Origin of the sequence: Sodaliphilus sp., from assembly GCF_045598405.1 — a bacterium.
Taxonomy (GTDB): domain Bacteria; phylum Bacteroidota; class Bacteroidia; order Bacteroidales; family Muribaculaceae; genus Sodaliphilus; species Sodaliphilus limicaballi.
This window is the reverse complement of record NZ_JAZLLZ010000082.1, coordinates 1-19,402: the sequence shown is the minus strand read 5'-3', so window position 1 is coordinate 19,402 and position 19,402 is coordinate 1. Positions and strand designations below refer to the sequence as shown.

Below are 19,402 nucleotides of genomic sequence, written 5' to 3'. Positions count from 1 at the left end.
AGGAATAGAGAGGGATAGAGAGGGATAGAGAGGAATAGAGAGGAATCGAGAGGAATAGTGAGCAATAGTGAGGAATAGTGAGGAATAGAGAGGAATAGAGAGGAATAGAGGGGAATAGAGGGGAATAGAGGGGAATAGAGGGGAATGGAGAGGAATGGAGAGGAATGGAGAGGAATGGAGAGGAATGGAGGGGAATAGAGGGGAATAGAGGGGAATGGTGAGGGATGGTGAGGGATGAGCTGGGGGTTACATAGAAAGGAAAATAAGTTATTACACAATGCAACAAATGCCGTTGTAATTGCCCTATTGAGCAATTATAACGGCTATGCTTCTTTGCCATGTTGCCCTGCCCTTAATGGCAGGATCCTAGCGCAGTACCTGTGGCACTGCACCTAGAATCACTTGTAAACAGTATCGCTTACAGTGAGGCTGTAACGACCCTTAGCACGACGACGAGCCAAAACCTTGCGACCATCGGCAGTTTTCATGCGATGACGGAAACCGTGCTTGTGAGCCTTCTTAATGTTCGAGGGTTGGAATGTTCTTTTCATCTCTATTTAATTTTTTTGTTTAATTTTCCTTTTTTGCAAAATGCGACTGCAAAATTACACACTTTTTTCTGAATACACAAGAAATGACGTTATTTTTATTTGGATAAAATCAAAAAAAATAGCGACAAAAGAAGAAATATCACATTAAAAATAAAATAAGGCGTAAAATTCTTGCGAGGGCGCTATGTTTGTAGTATCTTTGTAGTCGATTATGCATTGAAAGTAAATTCAAAACAAAAATAATAAATTACAAAAAACATTTTATGATTAACGCTCAAGACATCAAAAACGGAACTTGTATCCGCCTCGACGGAGATCTGTATTTCTGCATTGAATTCCTTCACGTAAAACCTGGTAAAGGTAACACCTTCATGCGCACCAAGCTCAAAAACGTGGTTGACGGCCGCGTTCTGGAGCGTCGCTTCAACATCGGTGAGAAGCTTGAGGACGTGCGCGTAGAGCGTCGCCCCTACCAGTTCCTCTACATGGACGGTGAGGATGCTATCTTCATGAACCAGGAGACCTACGAGCAGATTCCTATCTCAAAGGACATGATCACTGGCGCTGACTTCATGAAGGAAAGCGACGTGGTTGAGGTTGTTAGCGATGCTTCTACCGAGACAGTTCTCTTCGCCGAGATGCCCGTTAAGACTCAGCTCAAGGTTACTTACACCGAGCCCGGCATCAAGGGTGACACAGCAACCAACACTCTCAAGCCCGCCACAGTAGAGACTGGCGCAACAGTGCGCGTGCCTCTTTTCGTTAACGAGGGCGAGACCATCGAGGTTGACACTCGCGATGGTAGCTACCAGAGCCGCGTTCGCTGATTTCAATATCACGACCGATAAAACACAAGGAGAGCCGCTGCTGTGGTTCTCCTTGTGTTTTTTTTGCGGGAGTGACGGTAGTAACGGTAGTAACGATAGTAACGGGAGTGACGGGAGTGACGATTACATTTTTAATGGAGTGGTTGTTAACAACGTGTTGATTTCTTTTCGCTCGATATATTTAATGTATAAAGAAATTTCAGTAACTTTGCCGTGAAAAACAAAAATCATTTACACTTATAACATACCACCATGCCCGACAACAACACTGGCCGCCGCAGTCGGCCACAACATGAGCAACAGGCAGTGAGCGAATATGGCAAGCTGCAACCGCAAGACCTCAAGATCGAAGAGGCCGTGCTAGGCGCGCTCATGCTAGAGAAAGAAGCCTACACCGTGGTGAGCGACATCCTCAAGCCCGAGAGCTTCTACGACACGTCTCACCAGCACATCTATGAAGCGATAGTCTCGCTGGGTGCCAAGCAACGCCCCATCGACATGCTCACCGTCACCGAGCAGCTGCGCAACGACGGCAACCTGGAGGCAGTGGGCGGCGCTGCCCGCATCTCCCAACTCACCGGCATGGTGTCGAGCGCGGCCAACATCGACTTCCACGCGCGCATCATCGCGCAGAAGTATATAGCACGCCGCCTCATACATTTCAGCAGCACCATACAGGAGAAGGCATTTGATGAGACCAACGACGTCTATGACCTCATGCAAGAGGCCGAGGGCGCTCTTTTTGAAATCTCTAAAAACACCCTCAAGCGCGACGTCACGCAGATTGACCCTGTGATCAACGATGCCATCAAGAAAATACAGGAGGCTGCCAACAACACGAGCGGTTTGAGCGGACTCGCCACAGGATACCACAAACTCGACAAACTCACCTCGGGATGGCAAAACAGCGACCTCATCATCATCGCTGCACGTCCTGCAATGGGTAAGACCGCCTTTGTGCTCTCTATGGCCAAGAACATGGCGGTAGATTATAACACCCCGGTAGCCATCTTCTCGCTTGAGATGTCTAACCTCCAGCTCGTGAACCGTCTCATCAGCAACGTGTGCGAGATCGAAGGTTCGAAGATCAAGAGCGGCCAGCTTGACAGCGGCGACTGGGAACGCCTCATGACACGGTCCAAGAAACTCTACACTGCCCCGCTCTATGTTGATGACACCCCCTCGCTCTCGGTGTTTGAATTCCAGACCAAGGCACGCCGCCTCAAGAGCGAGCACAACATAGGCATCATCATCATCGACTACTTGCAGCTGATGAACGCATCGGGTATGAAATTTGGCAGCCGCGAGCAGGAGGTGAGCAACATCTCTCGTTCGCTCAAAGCCCTTGCCAAGGACCTCAACATCCCCATCATCGCCCTCTCGCAGCTCAACCGTAGCGTGGAGCAGCGCGGCGACGACAAGCGCGGCAAACGCCCGCAGTTGAGCGACCTGCGTGAGTCGGGTGCGATCGAGCAAGATGCCGACATCGTGTGCTTCATTCACCGCGAGGAATACTACACCAAAAGCAGCGAGGACGCCGAGGGCAACGACATACGCGGCAAGGCGGAGTTTATCATTGCCAAGCACCGTAGCGGCGCCGTCGATGACGTGGAAATGAGATTTGTGCACAAGTTTGCACGCTTCGAGAACTGGGACGACAGTTACAACATCACACGCGAGACCACTATGGAATCGAAGATGAACGAGTCGAGCCCGCTTCCTCCCGCAGGAGGCCCTGTCCCACCTATGGACAACCTCGGCTCCCCTGCCCCATTCGGCCCCAATGATGCCTTCCTCAACAGCGACCCTGGTGAAATCCAACCCCCGTTCTGATGTATAGCAACGATAGCGACAAGTCACCCTCGCGCGCACTCAAAAACCTGGTTGCCGAGAACGACCGCCCGCGCGAGAAAGCCAAAGCCCAAGGCTTCGGAGCACTCACCACACCCGAGCTGCTCGCCATCATCGTGGGCAGCGGCTCGGTGGGCGAAAGCGTGACCGACCTGTGCCAACGCATCTTGCGCGACAACGACGACAAGCTCTACCGCATGGCCCGCATGGGAATACGCGACCTCGTGAAAAACTATCGCGGAATAGGCGAAGTGAAGGCTATCGAGATACTGGCCGCCCTCGAACTGGGACGACGCTACCACATGGAAAAATTTGACGACGCATGCCAAATCAGGTCGAGCAACGACGCCTACCAGTACCTGCGCTCACGCATGGAGCATCTGCCCCACGAGGAGATGCACGTGGTGCTTCTCGACCGCGCCAAGCGCATCATGCATCACGAGCGAGTGAGCAGCGGCGGGACCGCTATGACCGTAGCCGACGTGAAAATGATAATGAAACCCGCCATTGAGCGCCTGGCCGACGGCATCATCCTGGCCCACAACCACCCTAGCGACACGCCGCGCCCCAGCGGCATGGACAACTCGCTCACCAGCAACGTGAAGCAAGCATGCAAGGTGATGGGAATCGAACTCGTGGACCACATCATCGTGTGCCGCGCCGGCCACTATTACAGCTACAACGACAACGGCAACCTGTAAAGAACCAGTAAAAAAAATAGTTGCGCCTGTGGCATCCTAGCAGGAAACCACAGGCGCATTTCTATTTTCCAGAATTTGTTATCTTACCACCAGCTTGGTTGCGCGGGTTGATTGTGCGCTAGTCACGACATACACGCCCATGGGCAGATAGATGAATGTGTCGTTGTCGAGACGGTCAAAGTGCATTGCAATGCTGCCGGTGATAGTATAGACATTCACGTCGGCAATGCTTTCGCTACACTTCACGAGCACACCGCCCTCTGTTGCGATAAATGCCACAGGTTTATCGGCCTGCACACCGCTGATGCCTGCTGCATCGATAGTGATCACATTAGACTCTGCACTGGTGTATCCCAAGCGATAGCTGTGCACGGTGTAGGTGTGCGAGTAACCATCCTTGCGGTTGGTGAACTCGTAGCTGGTCTGCTCGGCGTCGTCGGTGAGGATTTCCTCGCTATCGAGCACACCGCCTTGCTTGGTGTAGATGTTGTGGGTGATTACATAGTAGTCGATGTCTTCGGTGCCCAGAGGTTCCCAGTTGGCCACAAATGTAGAGTCGGTGATGTCGGTAGCCGGCAGAGCTCGCACTCCGCTCAAAGTGGGTACGGGCAGACATTGTGCTGTGAGCTCGGCTCCCACGCTGCCAGTGAGTCCGCCGTCGCTGATCACAAGACGTGTCTTGTGGTCGCCCAGAGATGTGGGAGTGTAAGTCACAGCCAGGGGGTAGCCGTCGGCGCTGCAAGCAGCCACACGGTCAACGCTAGAAACCGATGACTTGAACATGCTTGCGTCGTCGCGATAGATGTCAACACTCAATTTATTGGTCAGGTTAGCACCTTTCACGTAGAGGGTGAGCGTGAGGCTCTTGCCCAGCGCAACCTCGCCGAAGTTGAGTTGAGTGCCCTGTGCGGGAGTGAGCAGCTCGGGGTCGCCGGTCACTTCACCGCCCTCGGTGAATACCTGTCCCTGCTTGTCGCCCCAGATGTATTCTACCAGATTGGGGTTGTCGATGAAGGGGTTGCGGTTGGCCTGTGCACGATACACGGCATCGTTGCGGTTCTTCTCCTTGTCGCTCACGGGGTCGTTGCGGTGCCACTTGAGCAGCAGGTCGATAGACCACTGGTTGAGAGTGAGCCATGTGGCGTTGTTGAGCATGTAGGTATATTTCCACTTGAGGTCCTGGTAGCACGCAGCCATATAGAAATAGGTTCGTGCAAAGTCACCCTTGTATCGGTCGTCGGGCTCGAAGACGCGGCTTGCACCGCCACCTTGTCCAGCCTTGGGAGGTCCCACCTTGGTGACGCCGTTGTCAAACTGGGCAGTAGAGACCTCGCCCAGCGGGTGATTGCTCTTCTCCATGTTGGCGTCATCATCACTCGGGAAGAGGTGATTGATGTCGGTATAAGCAGGAATCACATCCCCGCCCCACCAGCTCTTGGGAAGCGAGTGCTCGCGGTTCATGCCGCTAGTGGACCAACCGGGCTTTGAGTTGAAGTAGTAGGCCTTGTCGCTATACATGTCCCACACGCGCGACTTGTTGTCGGGCATGCAGTCAGTGGAGGGGAAATAAGTCCACAGACTGTTGTAGCTGAGCACGGTGTGGTGCATAGCGAGGTCGTGGACAGCATCTTTGAGCGCGCGTCCACTCTTTCCGTTGAGTGAAGAGTAGTATCCTGATGGAATAGCAGCCTGGGCAGCAAAACCGCAGGCAAGCATTAAAATAGTAATTAATATACAGTTATTGCGTTGCATTGTTGTAAATGTGTTAATAGTAAAAAAGCGTGTAAAGTTACACAAAATTTCGCTAATAGACAAATTTTTAGTAACTATACACCAATTTATTAAATCTGTGTTATCTGTAAAATCGCGCGGGGAGTCCGCAAAAAAACATTGGTATGTAGTTATTTTCTTCAAACATTTTTACTAAATTTGTAAAAAATTTTGCACGACTATGTTTTTTTCAGTGATAGTGCCCGTTTATAACAGGCGCGATGAAATAGAGGAACTGCTCAAGAGCCTTGCCGAGCAGGACAAGAAGAACTTTGAGGTGATCATCGTAGAGGACGGATCGAGCGACCCGTGCGGCGACATCGTGGAGCGCTGGGCGGCTACCGGCCAGGTGGATGCTCACTATTACTTCAAGTACAATGAGGGTCGCAGCATAGCCCGCAACCACGGCATCGAGCGTGCCCGTGGCGACTACTTTGTGTTCTTCGACAGCGACTGCGTCATTCCTGCCGGCTACTTCACCGCACTCACTGCCGCGCTAGAGAAGAACCCTGTGCCGTGCTTCGGCGGCCCCGACTCGGCAAGCGACGATTTCACCGACGTGCAGAAGGCTATCAACTTCTCGATGACGGCGTTCCTCACCACGGGCGGCATACGCGGCGGCAAGGTGCAGCTCGAGAAATTCGTGCCTCGCTCGTTCAACATGGGTTACTCACGCCAGGTGTGGGAAAAGGTGGGCGGATTCCGCGAGATGTTCAGCGAGGACATTGACATGAGCACCCGCGTGCGCCAGGCTGGATTTGCCATCAACCTGATACGCGAAGCCTGCGTTTACCACAAGCGCCGCACCAGCTTTGCCAAGTTTGCCCGGCAGACCTACGTCTTCGGGATGTCGCGCATCACCCTTAAACTGCTCTACCCCGACAGCCTCAAGCTCGTGCACACCCTGCCGGCAGTGTTTGTGCTGGGGTGTCTCGCCATGATCGTGCTGTCTATCGTGTGGCACTGGTGGGCAATATTGCCTCTGGCACTCTATGTGGTGATGCTGTGGATAAGCGCTTTGTTCTCTACCAAGAGCCTCAAAATCTCGTTGATGGCTATCGCTACCAGCTTCATCCAGCTGGGCAGCTACGGCGTGGGGTTCATCAAGGCCTTCACGTGGAAAATCCTCCTGCGCCACGGCCGCAACATCGAGGAAGAAATCGCCATGCGAAAGGGGAAATGATATTTATCGCAAGCTGATGCTTGCGACACAGTGGCTACATACTAAAGATGGCAACCTGCGATAGGGTTGCCATCTTTTTTTATCTATCTTTTGGAGAGCCTGGATTTTCTAGACTTTCCAGAGATTTCACTTCACTAGTTCCATGCCTTTGTTTAGTGCCTCTTCGTTGAGGGGGAGGAGGTGCCAGTGGCGCTCGGGGAGGGTTTTCTTCAAGCCTTTGAGCACGCTCTCGATGGTCACCATGGGCGATGCTTTGAGCATTGCACCGAGGACGATCATGTTGTAGGTCTTGCTGTTGTTCATCTCGAATGTGGCCTCGGTGGCATCGATGCGGTGAATGGTGATGTCGGTGCGTGTGGGAGGCTGGTTGATGCCGTAGCTGTCGTAGATGAGGATACCGCCGGGTTTCACCTGGCTCTCGAAGCGGTCGAGCGACTGCTGGTTGAGTGCCACGACGATGTCGTAGGCGTTGAGAATGGGCGACGAGATGCGTTCATCGCTCAGGATCACGGTCACGTTGGCTGTGCCGCCGCGCTGCTCGGGGCCATAGGAGGGAAGCCAAGACACTTCCTTGTCCTCCATGAGACCTGAGTAGGCAAGTATCTTACCCATCGACAAGACACCCTGCCCGCCGAAACCTGCAATAATTATTTCGCTTTTCATAATAGTCTTCGTTTTAGTGTTTAACCTTTAGATTCCACATCCTTGAGGTCGCCAAGGGGATACTTGGCAAACATGTTTTCTTCCATCCACTGGTTGGCCTTCTCGGGGCTCATCTTCCAGCCGGTGTTACAGGTGCTCACAATCTCCACAACCGATGTTCCCTTGCCAGCCATGCTGTTCTCGAAAGCCTTGCGAATGGCAGCCTTGGCCTTGCGCACCGATGCGGGCTTGTGGACGCTCTGTCGTGTGACGTAGCAAGTGCCGTCGAGCTGTGCCAGCAGCGGGGTGATTGACAGCGGGTATCCGTTGAGGTCGGGACGGCGGCCGTAGGGGCAGGTGGCTGTCTTCTGGCCCAGCAGAGTGGTGGGAGCCATCTGGCCACCGGTCATGCCATAGATTGCATTGTTGATGAAGATGATAGCGATGTTCTCGCCACGGTTGCAAGAGTGGATGCTCTCGCATGTGCCGATAGCGGCAAAGTCACCGTCGCCCTGGTAGGTAAACACAAGCTTGTCGGGCATGAGACGCTTGGTAGCAGTTGCCATAGCGGTTGCGCGACCGTGAGCAGCCTCAAGCCAGTCGATGTCGATATAGTTGTAGGCAAACACGGCGCATCCCACGGGCGAAACGCCGATGGCTTTTTCCGCCATACCCATTTCCTCGATTACCTCGGCCACCAGTTTGTGAACCACACCGTGGCTACAGCCGGGGCAATAATGCATGTGTGCATCGTTGAGAAGCGACGGTTTCTTGTAAACCAGGTTCTCGGGACGAATTATATCATTGTTATTCATAATGAAAAGGCTAAGATTAGGCGTTAATTAATTCTTTCTTGAGAGCTTCGAGAACTTCCTCGGGTGTGGGCACGTTGCCTCCCATGCGTCCAAAGTGCTTCACGGGCACCTTGCAGTCCACAGCAAGCTTCACGTCTTCGATCATCTGGCCAGCCGAGAGTTCGGGAACCAGGATTCCCTTCACGCCGGCAGCAGCCTGTGCGACTTCCTTGCTGGGGAAAGGCCACAGTGTGATGGGGCGAAGCAGGCCTATCTTGATGCCTTCCTGTGCAGCGAGTTCCATTGTCTTCATGGCGATGCGTGCCATGCTTCCGAATGCCACGATGAGGTAGTCGCAACCGTCGGTATCGACGGTCTCGCAGCGCACCTCATTGGCCTCGATGAGGCGGTAGGTGGCCTGGAAGCGTAGGTTATTGGCCTCCATGATGTCGTCGTCGAGTTCAAGCGATGTGATGATGTTCTTGGGACGCATGCCAGTGCGGCCAGTAACCGCCCAGGGGCATTGTTTCTCCACTTCTTCCTGCGTGCGGCGCTGACGCTGCTCGGGCAGGACGACTTTTTCCATCATCTGGCCTATAAGTCCGTCGGCAAGGATCATCGAGACGCAGCGGTATTTGAACGCCAAGTCCCAACCCAGTCCCACGAAGTCGGCCATCTCCTGCACGCTGGCGGGAGCAAGCACGATCATGCGGTAGTCGCCGTGTCCGCCGCCCTTGCAAGCCTGGAAATAGTCGGCCTGCGATGGATGGATGGTTCCCAGGCCAGGGCCGCCGCGCATCACGTTGATCACGAGTGCGGGCACCTCGCTGGCAGCCATGTAGCTCATGCCTTCCTGCATGAGGCTGAATCCGGGGCTAGAAGTGGAAGTCATCACGGCCTTGCCACACGATGCTCCGGCATAGACCATGTTGATTGCTGCCACTTCGCTCTCGGCTTGTAGCACAACCATGCCAGTGGTTTCCCACGGCATTTCCTCCTCGAGTTTCTCGAGGACTTCGCTCTGCGGGGTGATGGGATAGCCAAAGTAGCCGTCGGCGCCATAGCGTATAGCGGCCATTGCCAGGGCCTCATTACCCTTCATCAATGTTACTTTATCGTTCATTGCGGTTTCTTGATTTTAGTGTTTTGTTACAAGCCCTTTATTTCTCAATCACGCGATAGACCTCGATGCAGGCATCGGGACACACGAGCGAGCAACTCTGGCAACCGATGCAGTTGTCGGGCTGAGCCATGTAGGCAAAGTGATAACCTCGGTTATTTACTTCTTTCTGCTGCAAGTCAAGCACCTTGCTGGGGCACGCAACCACACACAGGTTGCATCCCTTGCATCGCTCGGTGTTGACCGTTACTGCTCCTCTTACTTTAGCCATAGCAATGTATTATTTTGTAAGTTGTTCAACGATATCACAAAAGTAATAATAAATAATGAAACAACAAACTTTTTACCAAAGTTTATTACCCGCCATTACTCGAACACGTAGTTGAGGAAGTCGTAGAGAGGTTGCAGGCGCTTGAAGTCTTGGGCAACGCGTTCTACCCAGTCGTCGCAGTCGAAATACTCGGGCGTGACTCGCTTGACGATGACGTAGTCCTTCATTTTGAGGAAGTGTGCCATGGGGTGATCGGCGGGATAGTCGCGCGGCACTTTCTTGAGCGAATCGCTCTCCCACTTGAAGTGGTGGGCAATCTCGGGGTTGTTGACTATCTTAAGGAACTCGCTTGCCTCGGCATCGATGAGCGAACGCAACTGGTTGAGGACTGGTCGTTCAGGACACCAAATGCCGCCAGCCACCATGATGTTGTTGTTCTCGATGTGCAGGTAGCTGCATGCAGTGACGGCATGGCGTCCGCGCGGTCCCACCACGCCCGAGAAGTAGGTCTTGTAGGGTGCCTTGTTGTGCGAGAAACGCGTGTCGCGGTAGATGCGGAACACTGCGTCGCGGGCTTGAAGACCGCGCACGCTATCGTCCCACTGCCCCACGGTGTCGATGAGTCGCTGCAGGTCGGCCTCCCATGGCTTGCGCAGCGCGTCAAACTCGTCCTTGCGAGCCTTGAACCATGTGCGGTCGTTGTTTTGTTCCAGCAGGCTGAGGAAAGCCAGTATTTCCTTTATATTACTTTGAGTTTTCATTGCGGTTTTCTTTTTGTGCAAAGTTAATGAAAAAAGCCGAGAAACCTCACTTAATTGCCATTTTTGTGACTCTTGACATTGCGGGCGATGTTTAGCAAATATCGTGCCATACGCGCTAAAATACTATCATTCAACACATTTGCATAATTCGATTTTTTTCTATAACTTTGCAGTGTGAAATTTACACACGCCCATATATATTTCTTATGATATATGGCCTCACACGACTCCAATTCCGGGAGTTGATAGTTTAACCAATCATTTTAAAATTATGAAGAAAATCACTAGCTATGCAAAGGTTGCATCGACCTTTGCCAAAGGTATTCTTGGCGCACGCAAGAAGGAGTATGTTTTGAGTTTTGTTTATGTACCCGAAGACAAACTGTGGTACATTGACATGCCCTGGGAGGGCGACCGATACAACCTGGCCATGGTGGCAGGCAGCGACAAACTCCTGGATCGTTTGAGCGACGAGGATAGCGAAAACCGCGTGACGCTCGAAGTGCTCCCGCGCGAACAGCAAGAGGAACATCCCGGCTACATCGAGTGTGTGCAGACGGCATACGAGCTCACCAAAGGCAGTTTCTACGATGTTCACGGCCTCGAGGGCTTTGACCGCGACATCTGGATATGCCCGGTCACACTGTGCGTCCTGGGTCATTACCCTAAATACATCTACATAAAGCCAGTAAAAGAGGGTAACAAATAAGCAACAAGTGTGTCCACGGGGATGGTTCTCGTGGACACACTTCAATCATTAAAGCAACATTTTCTCTATACTGCAATCATTAAAGCAACATTTTCTCTATACTATTTCTTGTAGATCACTTCTTGAAGAATCGGTTGAACAATCCCTGGAAGCCTGCGCCGTGGCGTGCCTCGTCCTTTGCCATCTCGTGCACTGAATCGTGAATGGCGTCGAGGTTGAGCTGTTTAGCCACGCGGGCAATGTCCATCTTGCCAGCGCAAGCGCCTTCCTCGGCCATCATGCGCTTCTCCACGTTGGTCTTTGTGTCCCACACTACCTCGCCCAGCATCTCGGCAAAGCGTGCTGCGTGGTCGGCCTCTTCGAGTGCGTAGCGCTTGAACGCCTCGGCAATCTCGGGATATCCCTCACGGTCGGCCTGGCGGCTCATCGCGATGTACATGCCCACCTCGGTGCACTCGCCCAGGAAGTGATCTTTGAGACCTTGGCGCACGAAATCACCCTCGGGACCCTGGGGAATCATGCCTGCGATGCCCAGCTCATGCTCGGTGACGAACTGCAATGCCGCATTCTCTTCCATCTTCTTGAACTTGCTACCGGGAACCTTGCACTGGGGGCATTTCTCGGGAGCGTTTTCACCTTCGTGTACGTAGCCACATACGGGGCATATCCATTTTGTTGTATTCATAATCTTATCGTTGTTTTTAAATGTTAGTATTTCGTTTTGACAATGCAAAATTACTGCTATTTCCACACCCGGCAAAGTAAAAAAGGATATCATAATGGTAAATTTGGGAACACACAACAAAATATTAAAAGATTTTCCCAAATTTACCATTGCGTGTATCAAATTTTATATAACTTTGCAATGGTATAATTCGCTAAAAGTGGGTTCTATTAATTATGTCGAGGCGATTTTGAGAAATGTTTTGAATAGATTTTATTATAACGACGGTGTCGTTAAGCGACCGAAATAATCAATAAATTTATCCCAGAATTAATAGAACCCACCTAAACAATAATATGGAACAGCTCAAATCGATATATAGCCTCTACGACATGGTGTGTGAGGCACCGGCAGGCGGTGGCGTGGAACTGGTGGAGATGCCGGCATTCTTCGACGAGAAGAAGGGCATTGAGGCCGACTATGCCCACGTGCACAATTTCTACGAGATAGTTTGGTTCAAGACCGGAGGCGGTGTGCACTACGTTGACTTCAACGAATATCCCGTGCTGCCCAACACCATCTTCTTCATCTCGCCGGGGCAGGTACACACGTTCGACAAGAAGCACGACCACTGCGGATATGTGATGAAAGTGTGTGCCGACTTGCTTAACGACACCATAGGCGAGGACGTGGCCTATCTGCAATATGACTTGTTCAACGCCGACTCGGTTCCTTTCCACTGCATCACCCACGACGATGCGGCCCACCTCGACCTCATCATCAACGCGCTGCGCGACGAGTCGCAGCAACGCGGCAGGCTTGGGCACAAAGAGTATCTGCGCTCGCTCATCAGATTGCTCATCATACGCATCGAGCGCGGACGCAGCGGCATGGAGGCACAGGCATTGAACCACACCAAGCCATCGCACCGCACCTTCCTGGCATTTCGTCGAGAGGTGGAACGCAACTTCCGCCAGCTGCACACGGTCAAGGAATATGCCTCGCTGCTGGGTGTGAGCACAAAGACACTTACAAACTATGTAGCCGAATGCTCTCCCCTATCGCCACTCGAAATCATCAACGGACGCATTGTCCTCGAAGCCAAGCGCATGCTGCGATACTCCGATTTCATGGTCAAGGAGATAGGATATAATCTGGGGTTTGACGACGCGTCCTACTTTGTCAAATTCTTCAAGCGCCGCACAGGCATGCTCCCGGCCGACTTCCGCACCGAATACATAAAGGAGGGGGCTAGGTAATCTCACGCAGATGAAATCTGCTCGGAGAGTCCTTGCTGCGGAGGCAGTAAAGCCCGTATTGCCACGATTGACCACAAAAATGCCATCAGAGGGACTGTCCCTTTGATGGCATTTTTGTTTGTGCGGCCACTTCGAGGCCGGTTGCTATATGCTCCTTTGTTCCGACGGCCTGCGGCCATCGGTTACGATGCAATGTGACGACTCCGTCGTCATTTACCAGCCTGGAAAATCAGAGAAAAAGTTTGCTTGCAGAGCAAGCTATTTTCTAAGTGAAGCATAAAATCAAAATAGAAATATTTTCTTTTTTTTCCGGACAACAATAATATAGTTACGAACCCACCCTAAGTCAAAAAAACTCCCACAGCGCTGGTGCCGCGGGAGTTTTTATGATTAATCACCTGTTTTGTATTACTTCAGGATTTTCTCTGAAGAGGTAGTTCCATCGGTGAAGGTTGTTACCATGATGTTAACACCATCAACGGGCTCAGCGCTTTCCACACCCATGAGGTTGAAATAGCTGATGCTCTTCACCTGCTTCTTAGCATTCACATCGGTCACATCGGTCACGATGTGCGGGTCAATAAGATCAACCGGGGCTGCAAAGAACTCCCAAGCCTTTTTGCTGGGGTCAGGCGAAACGCCATGTCTCGGGCTTGCGGGAGCATATTGAAGGATAATTATCGCATGGAAAGTGTAGCCACCGTCGCTACGCAGCTGTTCAGAAACATCACCTGCCAAGTTATAATCCCAAAGCGGGTAAAATGCACCATGGAAATTGTACTTGTTCATGCCTTCGTTCTCGTCATGCATGGGCACGCAGAAGAGACCAGACTCCCGGTCATAAACTGCACCTGTGATAGTTGCATATTCGTATGGCTTGGGAATCATGAAGAAGAAATTCTGACCATAATACTCACCCTCGCCTGCAGGAACACTCGACATTCTGGTATAATCACCATAATAATTCGACCAATAACTTAGCACAGTGGGGAAATTGACGGGACAATACACATTGGGCTCATAAGGCTTAGGCACATCATCGCCCACGACAATAGACGCATCGGTGAGTGGTGCCATATTGTGGTAGCCTCCATAATCAACCTTTATATATTGCAAGTATTTGCCTAGATAGGGTTGCACATCCTCATCGCCCAATTCCACTAGAACCCAGTTGTTTTGGGGATATTTCTCCTGCGCACGCTTGCTGCCTGCGATAAAGTAGGAATGATCGTCCTCTCGCGGATAAGTAAAGAATCTCACCGACTCATCTTCGTCTTTAACCACAAGATAGTTACATCCTTCTTTAGTCGTGAATGCTGCTGCTACTTGCAGTCCATTGCCCGAGATGAAACCGCCTTCATCACCTGGGCGCAGGAAGTATTCCCTCAGCGACATAACGGAGCCAGTAGTGAAGTCGCTGTAAACAGCCTTTTCTACCTCTTTGTAGAGATATACTGGTTCGTTGGGGATATACCAAATCAACTCACCCTCACTGGGGTCATCGGGGTCAGGGATAAACATTTCTTCTTCCTGAGTCAAGCAGAATCCTCGTGGTTCTTCATCGGTTCTGAATCTCAAGATGTTCCCCCAGTTGTCAGCACCGATCACATCATCAGCTTCTTCAATTTCATATAATGCAAACTGATAGTTCCATGACTCTTCGTTTTCTTCATCAAAGGGAATAAAGTAATCCACAACCTTCAAGCCGTTGCACTTGACTTCCCACCATTCGTCTTCGGTTCCTTCGTTGTGAATCAGCCATTCAGAATCGTCCTTGAGCCAGTAGTCTTTGCCGTTCTTGTTGAACTTGAACACGAAATTAGGCAGATCGTTATCAGGATAGAATTTATCCATCTTGATGACGGCGGCATGGGCAGGGGCATTTAGAATCCTATGCTGACCTTTTACCATAGTGATAGGAGCCTCAACCCAGTTGGGTTGTCCTTCCTCGATTCCGTTAAATACATACGCCTCGGTGTCGGACTTTTCATACACAAGCAGATTAGTGCCTGAGGTATATTTCTCGAAGAACTCGGCTACTTGCTCATCCCAATCCTCGGGGGATTCATACTTGGGGTATTCAAACTCGGTGACTTTCTGGTATCCATCTATGCCAACCACGGTTTTAGTGGCATACACCGCCGTGAACTCGGTGTCCTCGGTGGTGGTAAAGGTTGAGAAATCGACAAGGTCTGGTTCCTGGTTAGGGGTTACGTGAAATGGATCGGTAGTCCATCCGCAGAACACCTTGCCGTTATATTTCTTGGGATTGGCAGGTGTCTCTATGAGTTCTCCTGCATAGCCCTCAGTCACAACAGACTCGGTTCCCGATATTCGCCATGTATAAGTACATTTAGCGTCTTCTTCATACTCGGGCCACACTTCAACTTCGGCCTCGGGCATAACAAACTGTATCGTGCTATCGTTGACTTGAGTAAATTCCAGGTCTTCGTAGATATCTTCCTCTGATTCTTCGTCCCAACCCATGTATTTCTTGACAGCCAGTTCGCTCACATGGTAATGCGGTACAGTGTGTATAATCGCAGTAATCAACGTTCCAGGGTACACGCAATTATTCTCATATTCCTCAATGAGCCTCTCCCCATCATAAAATTCAACACGACCGTAATCCCACCAGCCTTCATCCCACACTCGGGCTTTGTTGATGGTCACATAATATGTTGCAGTTGCTTCCAGCCACTTTTCTTCATATGTTTCGGGGTCATAGCTGTAGCGATATCCCGCAATCATCTCGACCGGGATGTTTTCGCCCATGTGCCCCATGTGCCCCATCTCTTCCCAGTTGGAGTCTATCCAGAAATTATTGAAGAATTCTTCAAAGAAATCTTCCCAGTGTTCCACCATCCATTCTTCGTCAAGGACAACTTGTCGGGAGGTGCCGTCATCATAAGATAGCGTTATCGTTAGTCCCGTGGCATCAACCCAGTCCCATAGGGCATACTCTGTCTTAGCGAGATCGCCAGAGATTTCCAGCTTCACTGGCGTCTGCGCTGATACCGTGACAGCCGTCATGCACACAAGCACAAACAATAACAATTGCTTAATCTTTAAAAGTTTTTCCATTACTAATTTTTTAGAAATTACAAATGCACAAAATTTTATAATGGTTTTTACCATAATAGCACAAAAGTACAAAAATTCACATAAATTTAGGGGGGGGTAACACTCTTTAACATATAATTCAGTTTTTTTAGCGCACCGTGCTTGGGTACTGGAAAAATTCAGTAATGTTTTTTGCTGGTTCCCCGCGCGGATCTCACAGATAACACTGATTTAATAATAACTGAAAGAAATTAAAATAATTACTCAACTTTAGCATGTGAAACCATTTGAGCTTCACCTATTTGCTCCGATTAGCGTCTTGCTGGACGCGGTGCATGTTGCATTTCTTCCCCCACCGCCACTTCGTTCGGCGGTGGGGGTTATTCAGGTATTGTCCTGCCGGACAACAAATTAGCAATATTTATTATCAAATGCTAAAGTTGAGTTAATTATGGGACAATATAAATCACCCCACTTTAAACCTTGTGTTCAATCGGGGTTACTTGCCCAGTACAATGTTGAGTGTGGCATTCACGTCGGTGATGTCAACAATGCCATTGCCGTCAACGTCGGCACGGCCATTGTACTTGCTTGCGCTGTCCTTGCCCAGGACGATGTTGAGCAGGATGTTCACGTCGCTGATGTCAACCACGCCGTTGTTGTCCACGTCACCTGTAACGGTGATCACGCCGCCTATGGGCTTAATATCGAAGAACTTCTTCCAAGTGCTGGCAGTCTTGTACTTATCCACGCTTATTGCGGGGACATAAAGGGTTGCGTGCTCATAGGTGTTGGTCGTGAATGCGAGATCACTGGTTGTGGGAGGAATGATGTTGTGTGATGTGATTGATGTGAGAGCATCTGTCCAAAATGCACTCATGCCAATGCTTTCTACCGTTTCGGGCAATTCAATTTCGGTTATACTTGTTCCGTAAAACGCGTCATCGTTAATTTTCACAAGATAACTGGGTAAAGTCACCTTGTTGATCTTGCTTACATTGAAACACAGCATGTCGCCAATCTCGGTAATGAGATAATTCTTGTTGGCTCCATTGGTCTCGTCGGTCTCAAAGTCAGAACATTGAAACGCTGTAATTTGGCCATTGCGGGTTTTGGGTGCATAAACATACTTGGCCTTGCCGGCATAGTTCACGCCGTCAACGGTGATGGGTGTTGAACTCAAGACGGTCATGTGGTACTGTGTCCCGTCTTTTCCGTCACGATAAGAAAAGTCATAAGCGCCCCTTTTGATAGACGCAAAAACGCCTCGGCAAGCAGTGTTACTATTGTAATTTGCGATGTTTTCTGCGGGTACATGCAGCGTAGCGCTACTGTTAACATTGTTGAAGCCCCACTGGTAAGATGAGGGATAACCATAGTTAATGTAGAGGTTTTCGAGGCTCTGTGTGCCCGCAACGAAGTAGTAGTGAAGCGACCTGCATGACGAGGGGATGAGGATGTTCTTGATGGGAGTGCCGCTGAACGCGTAAGCACCCACATATTTCAATCCGTAAGAGAAATAGAGGTCACTTGCAAGCGCAGTGTTGGCAAATGCATAGTCGCCCACGTAAGTCACATTAGGACTCAGGGTGAGCGCGTTCATCTGCTTCTCGCCATAGAATGCGTATGTACTGATGGTATCGACATTCGCGCCCAGGGTTACCTTGTACTTGCCAGAGCCGCCGTTGCCCGAGTAATTGTCAACGACATACTGACCCACGCTGGTAACAATATATTTCTTATTGTTAAAAGTAACGCTTGCTGCAATCTTGAGCTCGGTTGAACCCCACTTGGGATACCACGAGTCGTAGCGCACGCGGCCCTGATACTGCACGCCGTCGATGGTCTCGGCCTTGGTGCTAACTACTGTGTAGCCGCTGTGGGGCTTGCGTATGTTTGAATTGGAATTGATGTCGGTACCGATGTCATAAGAACCGTTGGTAACGGTCCATCCGCTGAACTTGCCGGTGCCGTTGTACTTGTTTATAGCGCTATAAGGCACGTGCAGGGTAGCCTTGGCAGGGGCATTCCTCATCATGTAATCATTAAAATAAGGAAGTGTCGAGGCGTTGATACCCACGTCTTTCAGCGATCCACAGTTGCTGAACACGTCCTTGCCAAAACTCAACATGGTGCTTGGCATCCACACGCCCTCTACGACCGCTCCGGCAAACGCTTCGTTGCCTACGGTTACCACGCCGTAAGGCAGGTGAATGCTCTTGATGGTGCGGTTGCCCTTGAAGGCATTTGTTCCGATACCAGTCACACTGGGTTTGAAACTACTCTGGTAGAGGTTGATGCCGTCATAAGCCGCGGGGCAAATGTAAAGAGTGCTGAAAGACTTGTTGTACAGCATGCCCAAATAAGAGGCATACTTGGTGTTCTTGGTGTCAACAACGATCTCTGTCAAGTTGATGCAGTTGTCAACAAAAGTCGTCTGAGCAATCGAGGTCACAGTAGAGGGAATTGAGAGAGACGTCAGGTTGGAACATGAGCTGAAAGCATAAGAGCCAATCTCCTGCACGCCTTCCTTGATCTCGATATTGGCGAGGCGTGAACCGTAGAATGCACGGGTGCCAATCGCCGTAGCCTTAACCTTGACGGTATTGACCCTTGTGTTCATGAAAGCCTCATCACCGATTCTTTTCAAGTAACTGCAAGAGCCCATGTCGCAAGTGGTCATAGCATCGTTCATCTTAAATGCGCCTTCGGCAATCTCTGCAACCTTGTAAGTAGTTGACCCAACAGTTACTACATTAGGAACGGTAACAGTGGTCAGTGACTTACCCGTGTTTGTCATACTCGTAATCTTAACTTCGTCGTCCGAGTCGGAGATGGTCTCATAGTTGAAGTTCGTCGATGAGAACGTCAACGCATGCGCTGCGGTTGCCACGACAGCCGATAATAGTAAAATGGGAATCTTTTTCATAATAATATATTCTTGATGTGGTTTTAATTACATGTAAATGAAGCATTCAATTGCATTCTTATAGTTTTATTTGCAAAATTAGACATTTTACTATACTTAACAAATTACCCCCCCGATTTAAGTATTATTAACAATTAAATCGTGATTGTGTAACTATTCAGCAATGGAACTCCCCGCGCGGATCTCACTGAACTCACTGATTTTTTCATTGAAAATATATTAACAATTAGAGGCTGAAAGCCGACACGCACAAAGCTTGCTTTGGGCACATAACCCCCACCGAAGGGAGTGAAACGACTGCCGGTGG

At 50.4% G+C, this 19,402-nt stretch carries 16 protein-coding genes; 6 read left to right on the top strand and 10 right to left on the bottom strand.

The features are described from left to right. Positions 1-398 precede the first annotated feature (398 nt). The gene (gene rpmH / locus ACKI3C_RS06635) at positions 399-551 is read right to left on the bottom strand and encodes a 50S ribosomal protein L34 (RefSeq protein WP_407403300.1); all 153 of its coding nucleotides are present in this window, start codon (positions 549-551) and stop codon (positions 399-401) included. A gap of 263 nt (positions 552-814) precedes the next feature. Between rpmH and efp the strand changes: the two genes are divergently transcribed. The 3 genes from efp to radC all read left to right on the top strand — a co-directional run bounded on the left by efp (position 815) and on the right by radC (position 3,930). Beyond that, entirely contained in the window at positions 815-1,378 is a 564-nt protein-coding gene (efp, locus tag ACKI3C_RS06630; protein WP_407403298.1) for an elongation factor P, read from the top strand. A 252-nt stretch (positions 1,379-1,630) separates the two neighbouring features. Further along, positions 1,631-3,211, top strand: a complete 1,581-nt coding sequence (dnaB, locus tag ACKI3C_RS06625) for a replicative DNA helicase (RefSeq protein WP_407403296.1) — start codon at positions 1,631-1,633, stop codon at positions 3,209-3,211. Further along, positions 3,211-3,930, top strand: a complete 720-nt coding sequence (radC, locus tag ACKI3C_RS06620; RefSeq protein ID WP_407403294.1) for a DNA repair protein RadC — start codon at positions 3,211-3,213, stop codon at positions 3,928-3,930. Before dnaB ends, radC begins: the two co-directional genes overlap by 1 nt. A gap of 78 nt (positions 3,931-4,008) precedes the next feature. On the opposite strand, the gene ACKI3C_RS06615 is transcribed toward radC, so the two are convergent. Continuing rightward, on the bottom strand, positions 4,009-5,682 hold the full coding sequence (locus ACKI3C_RS06615) for an endonuclease (protein WP_407403292.1): 1,674 nt from the start codon (positions 5,680-5,682) through the stop codon (positions 4,009-4,011). A 199-nt stretch (positions 5,683-5,881) separates the two neighbouring features. Here ACKI3C_RS06615 and ACKI3C_RS06610 point away from each other — a divergent pair, with 199 nt between their 5' ends. After that, positions 5,882-6,883, top strand: coding sequence for a glycosyltransferase (locus ACKI3C_RS06610; RefSeq protein ID WP_407403290.1), 1,002 nt, complete (start codon positions 5,882-5,884; stop codon positions 6,881-6,883). Between the two features lie 126 nt (positions 6,884-7,009). On the opposite strand, the gene ACKI3C_RS06605 is transcribed toward ACKI3C_RS06610, so the two are convergent. The 5 genes from ACKI3C_RS06605 to ACKI3C_RS06585 form a co-directional block, all read right to left on the bottom strand. Then, positions 7,010-7,546: a 2-oxoacid:acceptor oxidoreductase family protein gene (locus ACKI3C_RS06605; protein WP_407403288.1), complete on the bottom strand. Its 537-nt coding sequence runs from the start codon at positions 7,544-7,546 to the stop codon at positions 7,010-7,012. A 20-nt stretch (positions 7,547-7,566) separates the two neighbouring features. After that, positions 7,567-8,340, bottom strand: coding sequence for a thiamine pyrophosphate-dependent enzyme (locus tag ACKI3C_RS06600; protein WP_407403286.1), 774 nt, complete (start codon positions 8,338-8,340; stop codon positions 7,567-7,569). Positions 8,341-8,356: 16 nt separating this feature from the next. Further along, positions 8,357-9,442, bottom strand: a complete 1,086-nt coding sequence (locus ACKI3C_RS06595) for a 3-methyl-2-oxobutanoate dehydrogenase subunit VorB (RefSeq protein ID WP_407403284.1) — start codon at positions 9,440-9,442, stop codon at positions 8,357-8,359. Positions 9,443-9,479: 37 nt separating this feature from the next. Then, a complete protein-coding gene (locus tag ACKI3C_RS06590; RefSeq protein WP_407403282.1) occupies positions 9,480-9,710 on the bottom strand; it encodes a 4Fe-4S dicluster domain-containing protein in 231 nt (76 codons plus the stop codon). A 95-nt stretch (positions 9,711-9,805) separates the two neighbouring features. After that, entirely contained in the window at positions 9,806-10,471 is a 666-nt protein-coding gene (locus tag ACKI3C_RS06585; RefSeq protein WP_407403280.1) for a DUF2461 domain-containing protein, read from the bottom strand. Positions 10,472-10,742: 271 nt separating this feature from the next. On the opposite strand from ACKI3C_RS06585, the gene ACKI3C_RS06580 reads away from it, so the two are divergent. Then, on the top strand, positions 10,743-11,180 hold the full coding sequence (locus ACKI3C_RS06580; protein WP_407403278.1) for a DUF6717 family protein: 438 nt from the start codon (positions 10,743-10,745) through the stop codon (positions 11,178-11,180). Positions 11,181-11,295: 115 nt separating this feature from the next. Here the strand turns inward: ACKI3C_RS06580 and ACKI3C_RS06575 are convergent, their stop codons facing one another. After that, positions 11,296-11,865 (bottom strand): NADH peroxidase, encoded by a 570-nt coding sequence (locus ACKI3C_RS06575; protein WP_407403276.1) that lies wholly within the window; start codon positions 11,863-11,865, stop codon positions 11,296-11,298. Between the two features lie 335 nt (positions 11,866-12,200). Between ACKI3C_RS06575 and ACKI3C_RS06570 the strand changes: the two genes are divergently transcribed. Continuing rightward, the gene (locus tag ACKI3C_RS06570; RefSeq protein ID WP_407403274.1) at positions 12,201-13,103 is read left to right on the top strand and encodes a helix-turn-helix domain-containing protein; all 903 of its coding nucleotides are present in this window, start codon (positions 12,201-12,203) and stop codon (positions 13,101-13,103) included. Between the two features lie 408 nt (positions 13,104-13,511). Here ACKI3C_RS06570 and ACKI3C_RS06565 read toward each other — a convergent pair whose 3' ends face one another. Together ACKI3C_RS06565 and ACKI3C_RS06560 are read right to left on the bottom strand one after the other, a co-directional pair. Beyond that, positions 13,512-16,187, bottom strand: a complete 2,676-nt coding sequence (locus ACKI3C_RS06565; RefSeq protein ID WP_407403272.1) for a hypothetical protein — start codon at positions 16,185-16,187, stop codon at positions 13,512-13,514. 478 nt (positions 16,188-16,665) lie between these two features. After that, positions 16,666-19,095: a leucine-rich repeat protein gene (locus ACKI3C_RS06560; protein WP_407403270.1), complete on the bottom strand. Its 2,430-nt coding sequence runs from the start codon at positions 19,093-19,095 to the stop codon at positions 16,666-16,668. Between the last annotated feature and the right edge of the window lie 307 nt (positions 19,096-19,402).

Bases quoted from the DNA above. Each gene is read 5' to 3' on its own strand.
- ACKI3C_RS06575 (WP_407403276.1), bottom strand. From the start codon at position 11,865: ATGAATACAACAAAATGGATATGCCCCGTATGTGGCTACGTACACGAA.
- ACKI3C_RS06615 (WP_407403292.1), bottom strand. From the start codon at position 5,682: ATGCAACGCAATAACTGTATATTAATTACTATTTTAATGCTTGCCTGC.
- ACKI3C_RS06560 (WP_407403270.1), bottom strand. From the start codon at position 19,095: ATGAAAAAGATTCCCATTTTACTATTATCGGCTGTCGTGGCAACCGCA.
- ACKI3C_RS06600 (WP_407403286.1), bottom strand. From the start codon at position 8,340: ATGAATAACAATGATATAATTCGTCCCGAGAACCTGGTTTACAAGAAA.
- radC (WP_407403294.1), top strand. From the start codon at position 3,211: ATGTATAGCAACGATAGCGACAAGTCACCCTCGCGCGCACTCAAAAAC.
- dnaB (WP_407403296.1), top strand. From the start codon at position 1,631: ATGCCCGACAACAACACTGGCCGCCGCAGTCGGCCACAACATGAGCAA.
- ACKI3C_RS06580 (WP_407403278.1), top strand. From the start codon at position 10,743: ATGAAGAAAATCACTAGCTATGCAAAGGTTGCATCGACCTTTGCCAAA.
- ACKI3C_RS06585 (WP_407403280.1), bottom strand. From the start codon at position 10,471: ATGAAAACTCAAAGTAATATAAAGGAAATACTGGCTTTCCTCAGCCTG.
- ACKI3C_RS06595 (WP_407403284.1), bottom strand. From the start codon at position 9,442: ATGAACGATAAAGTAACATTGATGAAGGGTAATGAGGCCCTGGCAATG.
- rpmH (WP_407403300.1), bottom strand. From the start codon at position 551: ATGAAAAGAACATTCCAACCCTCGAACATTAAGAAGGCTCACAAGCAC.
- efp (WP_407403298.1), top strand. From the start codon at position 815: ATGATTAACGCTCAAGACATCAAAAACGGAACTTGTATCCGCCTCGAC.
- ACKI3C_RS06610 (WP_407403290.1), top strand. From the start codon at position 5,882: ATGTTTTTTTCAGTGATAGTGCCCGTTTATAACAGGCGCGATGAAATA.
- ACKI3C_RS06590 (WP_407403282.1), bottom strand. From the start codon at position 9,710: ATGGCTAAAGTAAGAGGAGCAGTAACGGTCAACACCGAGCGATGCAAG.
- ACKI3C_RS06570 (WP_407403274.1), top strand. From the start codon at position 12,201: ATGGAACAGCTCAAATCGATATATAGCCTCTACGACATGGTGTGTGAG.
- ACKI3C_RS06605 (WP_407403288.1), bottom strand. From the start codon at position 7,546: ATGAAAAGCGAAATAATTATTGCAGGTTTCGGCGGGCAGGGTGTCTTG.
- ACKI3C_RS06565 (WP_407403272.1), bottom strand. From the start codon at position 16,187: ATGGAAAAACTTTTAAAGATTAAGCAATTGTTATTGTTTGTGCTTGTG.